Source organism: Calditrichota bacterium (genome assembly GCA_014359355.1).
Taxonomy (GTDB): Bacteria; Zhuqueibacterota; Zhuqueibacteria; order JANLFK01; family Oleimicrobiaceae; genus Oleimicrobium.
On the sequence record JACIZP010000215.1, the window covers coordinates 1 to 7857 of the forward strand.

6 protein-coding genes are annotated in these 7857 nt (G+C 61.3%); all 6 read left to right on the forward strand.

Features of this window, described 5'->3' with window-relative positions; translation table 11 throughout:
- On the forward strand, window positions 1–583 hold a 583-nt coding region (locus H5U38_09620), incomplete at its 5' end, for a glycerol-3-phosphate dehydrogenase/oxidase (GenBank protein ID MBC7187279.1).
- Between the two features lie 798 nt (window positions 584–1381).
- Window positions 1382–3127 (forward strand): sodium/solute symporter, encoded by a 1746-nt coding sequence (locus H5U38_09625; GenBank protein ID MBC7187280.1) that lies wholly within the window; start codon window positions 1382–1384, stop codon window positions 3125–3127.
- A gap of 36 nt (window positions 3128–3163) precedes the next feature.
- Window positions 3164–4879 carry a ribulokinase gene (locus H5U38_09630; protein ID MBC7187281.1) on the forward strand — a complete coding sequence of 572 codons (1716 nt, stop codon included), beginning with the start codon at window positions 3164–3166 and terminating at the stop codon, window positions 4877–4879.
- The gene (locus H5U38_09635; protein ID MBC7187282.1) at window positions 4864–5568 is read left to right on the forward strand and encodes an L-ribulose-5-phosphate 4-epimerase; all 705 of its coding nucleotides are present in this window, start codon (window positions 4864–4866) and stop codon (window positions 5566–5568) included. Before H5U38_09630 ends, H5U38_09635 begins: the two co-directional genes overlap by 16 nt.
- A gap of 3 nt (window positions 5569–5571) precedes the next feature.
- Window positions 5572–7065: an L-arabinose isomerase gene (gene araA, locus H5U38_09640; GenBank protein ID MBC7187283.1), complete on the forward strand. Its 1494-nt coding sequence runs from the start codon at window positions 5572–5574 to the stop codon at window positions 7063–7065.
- Between the two features lie 361 nt (window positions 7066–7426).
- Window positions 7427–7857 (forward strand): glycosyltransferase (locus H5U38_09645; protein MBC7187284.1); only part of this gene is annotated, 431 nt, incomplete at its 3' end.

Sequence of the window (7857 nt, forward strand, 5' to 3'; positions counted from 1 at the left end):
CACAAAGCACTATCGCCTCCTCGACCACGCGCGCCTGGGCGGTCCTGAGGGGCTGCTCACCGTCATCGGCGTCAAGTACACCACCGCGCGCGACGTGGCAGAAAAGACCGTGAACCTTGCCGCGAAAAAACTCGGCAAGGCAAAGGAGGGGAGTCGCTCCCGCGCCACGCCCCTTGTCGGCGGGGACATTCCCCGCTTCGCCTCCTTTGTTGAGGACGTACTCGCCCAGGCCCCTGCGGGGCTGAGCCCTGCGTTGCTGCGCCACCTGGCACTGAATTACGGCACCGAGTATGCACGTCTCCTCGCCTATGGGCAGGAAAACGCCGCGCTGCTCTCGCCCCTGCCCGGCTCGCAGGTGCTCGCGGCCGAGATGGTACACGCGGCCAGGGAGGAAATGGCCTGCACCCTTTCGGACGCCGTGCTGCGCCGCACCGAGTTGGGCAGCGCCGAGTACCCGGGCGATGAGGCCGTAGAGCACTGTGCCCGCCTCATGGCGAAGGAGTTAGCCTGGCCGGCACGGCGCCTCAAGAGCGAGGTGGAGGACCTCAGGCGCGCCTACCCGATGCTGCACACGGTCGCTTAGGCTGCGAGGAAACTGCCCACAGCCGAGGGAGGCGCGCCTGCCATGACCGCATGGGGCGCAAAGCGGCGTTTCGAGTGGCTTGAGGCGGGGAATGGCCGATAGCCGCTCCGCGGAAGGTGGCGCCCATCGGAGCCAGCACGGGCTTCTGCGGCTTCCAGTCGCAAGAGTGCGAGCCGGCATCTGCCAGGTGCCACAAGGAGCTTGCTGCACTTAGGGTGGGGAGAAGCGCGTCGCAGCTGCCCGGCGCAGTGAGGCGAGTGACCTGCGATCTCCTCAAGCGATGTACTCCTCCCGGCGGCCCTGCCAAAAACAGCTTGACATTCTAATGTGGATTTGGTAAAATTCCTGCGCCAGTGTTGATGCATCTCATCCCCGCGCACACGAGAACGTATGACGCAGGACATGGGAGCTTCATCCTCCGCTGCTGCCGCCGCTCCGGGTAAGCCCTGGCTTTGCCTTGGGCGGACGCTTCGCAGGCGCGGTCGCCTCTGCCAACCTGATGCGTGGCGGCCAGGCCTGGCACCCAGCGCGGTTCTCCCTCATCCGCTCGCCACTCCACCCGCATCCAGAGCACCAAGAACCAAACGTTTTCCCTGGGCGCTCGGCGCGACAGCACGTGTCCAAACTCGAGAAGGCACGCGGCCACGTGGCCGACTCAGCCTCCGTCTTGAGCCACGGGCTTCGCCAAGGGTGAAACGTCTGCGCGCGTGCCTATGCCCCTTCTTCGGGGAGAGAGGAAGCCAAACTGCCCTGCATCGCCTCGCGCTTTGACAGGCAAAGAACCCGGAGGGAACGGACATGCTAAAGACCTTGGACTGGTTGATCATTGCCGGCTACTTCGCCATAGTTCTGGGCATTGCTTGGTGGGTAATCAGGCAAAGGCTGAACACGTCGACGGAGTACTTTTTGGCCGGCCGGCACTTGGGTTGGTTCATCGTCGGAGCGTCGATCTTCGCCTCGAATATCGGTTCGGAGCACTTGGTCGGGTTAGCTGGCTCCGGCGCCACTGACGGGGTAGCGATGGCCCACTATGAACTCCACGCCTGGTGCTTGTTAGTCCTGGCCTGGGTGATGGTGCCATTCTACATGCGCTCACGGGTCTTCACCATGCCTGAGTTCTTGGAGCGGCGCTACTCGTCCGCGGCACGAACGATCCTCTCGGCGATTTCGCTGATCGCCTACGTCTTAACGAAGATTGCCGTCGGCATCTTCGCCGGGGGCATCGTCTTCAGCGTGCTCCTGCCGGAAGTGCGTTTCATGGGCATGGACAGCTTCTGGGTAGGTTCAATCCTAGTCATCGTCCTGACCGGCATCTACACGGTTCTCGGCGGCTTGCGCGCCGTGGCCTATACCGAAGCGCTGCAAACGATTGTGCTGGTGGTGGGCTCGATTCTCGTCACCCTGTTTGGCCTGCACGCGCTGGGCGGCTGGGAGACATTGCGTGCGGTCGCAGGGTCAGAGATGTTCAATCTCTGGAAACCGCTGGTGCCCCGCGGGCTGGAAGGCACATGGGCCCCCGTGATGGAGAGCAGCCGGATGGCCTGGTACTTCAACGACAACTATCCCTGGCTGGGGATGCTCTTCTGCGCCCCCATCATCGGCCTGTGGTATTGGACCACGGACCAGTACATTGTGCAAAGGGCGTTGGGAGCGCCCAATGAAACGCAGGCTCGTCGCGGCGCCATTTGTGCCGGCTTCTTCAAACTCCTGCCCGTCTTCATTTTCATCATTCCGGGCATGATTGTCTACTCGCTGGCGGTGAGCGGAAGAATTCCGGTCTTACAGGCGCAGTTGATTGGGGCAAATGGGGAGATCGTGCGGGAAAATGCCCAGAAGGCCTTTCCGTTGCTGGTCGCTCACGTGCTGCCCACAGGGGTGAGAGGAATCGTCGTTGCCGGCCTGCTGGCAGCGCTGATGAGCTCGCTGGCCGGCGTGTTCAATGCCTCGGCCACGCTCTTCACCATTGACTTCTACTCCCGTTTCCGGCCGGACGCCAGTCAGAGGCACTTGGTGTGGATTGGGAGAATGGCAACCACCGTCATGGTCATCATCGGCCTGCTGTGGATTCCGGTGATCCGCGGGGGCAAAGGACTGTACGACTACCTGCAGGGGGTGCAGTCCTACCTCGCCCCGCCCATTTTTGTGGTCTTTTTCCTTGGAGTCTTCTGGAAGCGGATGAACGCCAGGGGATGCGTCACTGCCCTCATCACCGGCTTTGCGTTGGGGCTCTTCAGACTGGCAGTGGACACCCCGGTGAAGCTGTTCCACGTGCAGTATGCACCAGGCTCCTTCCTGTGGATTATCAATCACATCTACTTCCAGTACTACAGCCTGTTCATCACCTTGGTGACCGTGGGCGTGATGATTCTGGCAAGTTATACGGCTGCCGAGCCGCCATATGAGAGGCTAACCGGGTTGACCTTCGCCACCACCACCGAGGACCAGCGCCGCGCCTCCCGCGCCAGTTGGTCAAGGGGCGATGTCGTCGCCTCGGTGCTGTTAGTTCTCTTCATCATCATGGCGTACATCTACTTCTCTGGATGAACGGAGAGTTCACCGGCTCGACGCAGGAGGAAAGGGTTGGGCAAGTACACCATAGGCATTGACTTTGGCACGAACTCGTGCCGAGCAGTGATTGCGGATCTCGCCGACGGCAGGGAACTGGCCACCCGGGTCTTTCAGTATCCCTCGGGCACGGCGGGAGTCATCTTGGACCCTACCGATCCCAATGTAGCACGGCAGAATCCCGCAGACTATCTCGTCGGCCTGGAAACGGTAATTCCTGGGGTAATCAGCCTGGCCAAGGACAATGAACCCGGGTTCTCCGCCGACGACATCATCGGCATCGGCATTGACACCACCGGGAGCAGTCCGGTGCCGGTGGACGAGCGCGGCATCCCACTCTGTTTCTACGACGAGTTCCGCAACAATCCTGCCGCAATGGTCTGGCTGTGGAAGGACCACACCAGCTTTGCAGAAGCACAGCGGACAACCGAAGTCGCCCGAGAGATGAGACCCCATTACCTGGCGAAAATAGGCGGCGTCTACTCCTCGGAGTGGTTTTGGAGCAAGCTCTGGCATCTGCAGAAGACGGCGCCGGAAGTCTTTCGGGCGGCGCACAGCTTCGTGGAGATCTGCGACTGGATCCCCGCGGTGCTGGTGGGGGAAACCCGTCCCGCCAAAATCAAGCGGAGCGTCTGTGCAGCTGGACACAAGGCCCTCTTCGATGCCCAATGGGGCGGCCTGCCTGATGAAGAGTTCCTTAGCCGGTTGTCCCCTGAGATAGCCGCCATGCGCCCAAGGCTCTATGAGACTGCCTACTGCGCCGATGAGAGGGTCGGAACTCTGTCGCCTGAATGGGCAGAAAAGCTGGGGCTTTCCAGCGACGTTGTGGTGAGCGTAGGGGCATTCGATGCCCACATGGGGGCAGTGGGCGCCGGCATTGACGTGGGCATCTTGGTGAAGATACTCGGCACCAGCACCTGCGACATCATGGTCTTGCCGAATACCGAGAAACTGGAGGCCATTCCCGGCGTCTGCGGAATTGTCGATGGCTCGGTGATCCCAGGCTATTATGGCATCGAAGCAGGGCAGTCCGCTGTGGGCGACATCTTTCTCTGGTTTGTCAACAATCTCGTCCCTGAGTCATTCGGCAGGACTGCCGATGAAAAGTTCGACCGGCTCGGGCAGGACGCAGCACGACTCAAGCCAGGCGAGAGTGGCCTGCTCGCCTTGGATTGGAACAATGGCAATCGCACAATCCTCGTCGATGTGCGCCTCACCGGCTTATTATTGGGACAAACCCTGCACACGCAGCCCCACGAGGTCTACCGCGCCCTGATCGAGGCCACTGCCTTCGGGGCATTGACCATCATTGACCGCATTCAAAGCTACGGCGTGCCGGTGCGGGAAATCGTCAACTGCGGTGGTCTGGCAACCAAGAATCCGCTTCTCATGCAAATCTATGCGGACGTGACCGGCAGGCCGATGAAGGTCTCGCGAAGCGAGCAGGCGCCAGCACTGGGAGCCGCCATGTTTGCCGCGGTGGCAGCAGGTAAGGAGAGAGGCGGTTACGCCAAGGTCGAGGACGCCAGACAGGCCATGACCGGCACCGACAAAGTGTACACTCCCAACGGGGAAAACCACCGCATCTACCAACAGCTTTATGCGCTCTATCGTCAGTTGCACGACGCCTTCGGCACCCGTGAATGGTCGGGGAAAATGTACAACGTCATGAAAGACCTGCTGGACATCAGGGACAGGGTGAGGAAAGAGAGAGGATGCTCGAAGAGCTAAAGCTCGAGGTCCTCCAAGCCAACCTCGCTCTGCGCGAACATGGGCTGGTGACCCTGACCTGGGGCAATGTCAGCGGCCGCGACCGCGAAGAGAATCTGGTGGTCATCAAACCCAGCGGCATTGATTACAGCCGGTTGTCGCCAGAGGACATGGTGGTCGTCGACCTGGAGGGCAAAGTAGTTGAGGGCAAGTGGCAGCCCTCGTCCGACACGCCGACGCACGTGGCGTTGTATCAGGCCTTCCGCAGAATCGGGGGCATCGCCCACACGCACAGCGACTATGCCACCTCTTTTGCGCAGGCCTGCCGACCCATACCATGCTTAGGAACCACGCACGCAGACCATTTCCACGGGCCAATCCCGGTGACCCGCTTTCTGACTGCGGATGAGGTCGAAGGAGAATACGAACGCGCCACCGGCCTGGCGATTGTCGAGGCCTTTGCCCAACTCGACCCTCTGGAAATGCCTGCCGTGCTTGTGGCGGGCCACGGACCCTTTACCTGGGGAGAGAACCCGATGGAGGCAGTCAACAACAGCCTCGCCTTGGAAAAGGTTGCCCAGATGGCCTTCCACACCCTCTTGCTGAATGCGAAGGTGCAAAACCTACCCAACCACATCTTGAAGAAGCACTTCCAACGCAAACACGGGCCCGAAGCCTACTATGGACAGAGAAAAGTTCATGAGGGGTAAACAGTGAAGGCGTACGACGACTTTGAAGTCTGGTTTGTCACCGGCAGCCAGCACCTCTATGGGGATGAAGTCCTGGAGAAGGTGGCCGAGCACTCCAGAGAGATTGCTGAGTTTCTGGACGCCGTGCCGGCCATCCCCGCCCGCATTGTCTTCAAACCCGTGCTTACGGATCCGGGAAATATCCACGACCTGGCGTTGGCGGCCAACAGCGCCAAGAACTGCCTCGGTCTGATAGTGTGGATGCACACTTTCTCGCCGGGCAAAATGTGGATAGCCGGACTGAAGACGCTGCGCAAGCCATTTGTCCACCTCCACACGCAATACAACCGCGATCTCCCCTGGTCGGAGATCGACATGAACTTTATGAACCTCAACCAGTCGGCGCATGGCGATCGGGAATTTGGCTTCATGTGCACGCGCCTGGGCCTCCGCCGCAAGGTTGTCGTCGGTCACTGGCAGGACGAGACGGTTCACCGGGAGCTCGCCGTCTGGATGCGGGCTGCAGCTGCCTGGCAAGACTGGCAGACAGGAAGGATCGCCCGATTTGGTGACAACATGCGCGAGGTGGCCGTCACCGAAGGCGACAAGGTCGAGGCCCAGATGGAGTTCGGGTACTCGGTCAATGGCTATGGGGTTGGCGACCTGGTGAAGGTCGTGCAAGCTATCTCCGACTCTGAGGTGGATCGCCTTGTTCAGGTTTACGACGAGAAATACGTCGTCGCCAAGGATGCCCAACCTGGGGGGCCAAAGCACCAGGCCGTCAGGGAAGCGGCGCGTATTGAGCTGGGCCTGAAAGAGTTTCTCCGGGAAGGTGGCTTCACCGCGTTTACTACGACCTTCGAGGACCTCCACGGCCTTGCTCAATTGCCGGGTCTCGCCGTGCAGCGGCTCATGGCGGAAGGGTACGGATTTGGCGCAGAGGGCGACTGGAAGACGGCGGCGCTGGTGCGCGCCATGAAGGTCATGGCCGCCGGGCTCGAAGGCGGCACCTCGTTCATGGAGGACTACACCTACCACTTGGCCCCTGTCGGCATGAAAGTGCTCGGAGCGCACATGCTGGAGGTGTGCGCGACGCTCGCGGCTGAGCGCCCCCGCTTAGAGGTTCATCCGCTATCGATCGGCGGCAAGGCCGACCCGGCTCGCTTGGTGTTCGGCGTGCCCGCCGGACCCGCTTTGAACGTCGCGATGATCGACCTCGGCCACCGCTTCCGCATGGTGCTCAACGAAGTCGAAAGTGTTGCGCCAGACGAAGACCTGCCGAGACTGCCGGTAGCCAGAGCGGTCTGGGTCCCGAAGCCCGAACTTCGCGTTGCCGCGCATTGCTGGATCCTGGCGGGCGGGGCGCACCATACGGCATTCACCATGGCGCTCACCGCCGAGCATCTGCGGGATTTTGCCGAAATCGCTGGGGTTGAGCTCGTGGAGATCAACGATTCTACCACCGTTCAAGACTTCAAGAAAGAGCTGCGCTGGAACGCGGCTGCGTACAATGCCTAATTGGAAGCCGCGTTGCAGCCCCCGGTGTCGTTGTGCAAGAGGCCGGGTATGAATCACGGGCGACGGACCCGCGCGGCAGGGTAGGAGCAGCACCTTTGCCTGCCGAACTCCGCGTGGCGCAGTCGGCAAAACCACCCGGTCGTTCCCTCTCTCCTCCAACGCGCCCTCGTGCCATGTCGCAGCTATGCTGATCCGTGGGTGCTCCGCGTGGCCTCCGTCCGCAACGGGTAACCCTCTCCCTTGTTCTCGCCTCCGCAAAGAGAGAAAGCAGTTGCTATTTTTTCGGCGTTTTGCTACCTTCTTTTGGCGCATGGGCGCACGACGGTGAGGACAGCGACAAGACATCAGCGCGAGGCGCAAGGTGAGGAGCCTCTCCCGTGGCGGCGTGTCCGCCGTGGTGGTCACGTACAACAGCGAGCGCTACATCAGCGCCTGCCTTTCTTCCCTCCTGACGGCAGTCGAGGGCCTGAGCGCAGAAGTGTGGGTTATCGACAATGCTTCAGAGGACGGCACCTGGGCCCTCGTCGAGCAATTTGCTGCACGTGCGCCGGTCCCCATCCACCTGTTGCGCAACTCACGCAATCTCGGCTTCACGCGGGCCACAAACCAGGGACTGGCCTCGGCCACCGGGAGGTTCTTGCTGCTCCTCAACCCGGACGTTGAGGTGCCGCGGGGTACGCTTCGTCACTTGATCGCGTTCTTGGAGCACGAGCCCGACGTGGGGCTTGTGGCTCCTCAGCTCCGTTTTCCCGACGGCAGCGTACAACCGTCATGTCGCCGATTTCCAAGGCG